The sequence below is a fragment of the Rhodococcus sp. (in: high G+C Gram-positive bacteria) genome, assembly GCF_049286785.1.
In the GTDB taxonomy this organism is placed as follows: Bacteria; Actinomycetota; Actinomycetes; order Mycobacteriales; family Mycobacteriaceae; genus Rhodococcus_F.
In genome coordinates this window covers 1-2,075 of record NZ_JBAQEO010000352.1, presented here as the reverse complement: position 1 = coordinate 2,075, position 2,075 = coordinate 1, and the positions used below count along the sequence as shown (strand labels likewise).

The 2,075-nt window shown below is 65.5% G+C and carries 1 protein-coding gene and 2 pseudogenes; 1 reads left to right on the top strand and 2 read right to left on the bottom strand.

Annotated features, from left to right (window positions below):
• Positions 1 to 329 (top strand): annotated as a pseudogene (locus tag WAW17_RS13160) (cation-transporting P-type ATPase); the annotation flags it as partial.
• An 87-nt stretch (positions 330 to 416) separates the two neighbouring features.
• On the opposite strand, the gene WAW17_RS13155 reads toward WAW17_RS13160, so the two are convergent.
• Together WAW17_RS13155 and WAW17_RS13150 are read right to left on the bottom strand one after the other, a co-directional pair.
• A complete protein-coding gene (locus tag WAW17_RS13155) occupies positions 417 to 1,838 on the bottom strand; it encodes an MmgE/PrpD family protein (RefSeq protein ID WP_422333407.1) in 1,422 nt (473 codons plus the stop codon).
• Positions 1,835 to 2,075 (bottom strand): annotated as a pseudogene (locus WAW17_RS13150) (cyclase family protein); the annotation flags it as partial. The gene WAW17_RS13155 and the pseudogene WAW17_RS13150, both read right to left, overlap by 4 nt.

Genomic DNA, 2,075 nt, shown 5'->3' with positions numbered 1-2,075 from the left:
TCGAAACCGCCGACGTCGCCCTGATGGGTGAGGATCTGCGGCACCTGCCGCAGGCCCTCGCGCATGCCCGCCGCTCGCGGGCGATCATGCTGCAGAACGTCGGCCTCTCCCTGGCGATCATCACCGTGCTGATGCCCCTCGCGTTGTTCGGGGTGCTCGGGCTGGCCGCCGTCGTCCTCGTCCACGAGGTCGCCGAGATCGTGGTTATCGCCAACGGAGTCCGCGCCGGACGAGCCCGCGCCCTGACCGCGCACGTGGTTCGTCCGAGCCCGTCCGTGGCGTCGCCAAGTCCGAGGGAACAACCAGCCTCTGTAAGGGCTCATCGATGATGCGATGGGCGAAATCGAGCAGACCGTAATGCGCACCTCGTGATCACGGCCACTTTGTCGGTCAGGTCGAACAGTCTACCAACCGCCCTACCCTCGCAACTGATTCATAAGGTCGGTCAGACTGCCACCGTGCGCAAGACCGAGAGCCAGCTCCGCAATGATCGACGCTTGCTCGGCGCCGAGCTTGGCGTCGGCATTGAGCTTGAACTTGGTGATGAGTTCTTCTGCAGATAGCGGATTTCCGGGACCGCCGCGGTTGAAGTCCACCCGGACCTCGTGGCGGCGTCCTTCCGTGGTCACCACCCGGAGCACAGCCGGGAACTGGTGGGGGTAGATCTCGTTGCAGCGCTCGTCCTCGACACACGTCACCTTGACTGCGAGAGCGAGACGCTGCTCGTCCTTGGCTGCTTCATCGGTGAAATCGTGGTGGCCTACGCCCAGACCGCTACCGCCCGACAGCGCTGCCGCAACGGTGTACGGGCCACTGAAAGCTGCGTGGTAACCCGACTTGGGTCGGGCCTTCTCCTCGACCGGCTGGGCGATCGTGCGCAGTACCGGACCGGAGACGCCGAGTTCGATCGTCTCGATCTGCTCGGGCAGTACACCCTGCCCGCGAATCGCGAGAGCTGCATCGATACCTGCATGGGTGAAGTGATTACACGGGTACGGCTTGAAGAAGACACCGGGCAATTCCCAATGTTCGCCGAGCCGATCGACCACCGCGGCGACGTTGGAACGCTCACCGCAATAGGCATACAAGAACCCGAAGCGGCCCTCGATCACCGTCGGCGGGCCGGTCAGGCCGTTCTCGGCCAACTCTGCCGCGCTCACACCGGAGTGCGCCGCCCACCCGCAGTGCGCGCGCTTGACGGTGCCACCGGTCCGGTTGGCTTCGATGAGACCGGCGCCCATGCTGGCAGCGATTCCGGCGGCGTGGGCGATCTGATCGGCGTCGAGGCCGTAGACCATCGCAGCAGCGACGGCGGCACCGACGGCCCCACAAATCGAGGTGGCGTGCAGTCCGCGCTCGAAGAACTCGGAGTTCCCCAATTCTTCGTCATAGCCACCCATTCCGAGCCGAACTGCCACCTCGATGCCCACCCCGGCGGCGTCGAGCATTGTTGCGGCAGAGGCGCCGGTTGCTTCCGCGACGGCAAGCGCTGCAGGAATTACCGAGGCCGACGGGTGCAGGACGGACGGCAGGTGGGTGTCGTCGGAGTCCATCGAGTGGGCCAACGTGCCATTGACCAAAGCCGCTGCGGCGGCGGGGAATTTTGCACCGGTTCCGATACCGGTCGAGAACTCGTGGCCACCCCAGTTCTTCACGACGGCGGTCACCGCCTTGGCCGGGCTCTCGTCGCGGGCGGCGACGCTGTTGCCGAGCAGGTCCAGCACGCGCCGAGCGACGTCCTCACGCAGGTCCGCGGACAACCCGGTCCGAGACACGTTGAACGCCAGCGCAGCCAACTGCTGGACGACCGTCAGGTCGGCGGCGATCGCGGCGCTCATGCGCTCAGTACCGCGACAGGACGGACCGGGGAACCGGTTCCGCCGACGATGCGCAGCGGTGCCATCACGAAGGTGAACTCCGCCAAGCCCTGCTCCGAGGCATCCTCCATGTTGAGGTGTTCGATGATGTGAATACCATTGACCACCAGCAGAATTCGGTGCACCGGAAGGATGCTGTGCCCGGACCCAGCCGGAATGTGCTCGTAGGCGGTGGTATCGGAACCGGTGGCCTGAATC

Excerpts from the sequence above, each read along its gene's own strand:
- WAW17_RS13155 (WP_422333407.1), bottom strand. The coding sequence starts at position 1,838 with ATGAGCGCCGCGATCGCCGCCGACCTGACGGTCGTCCAGCAGTTGGCT.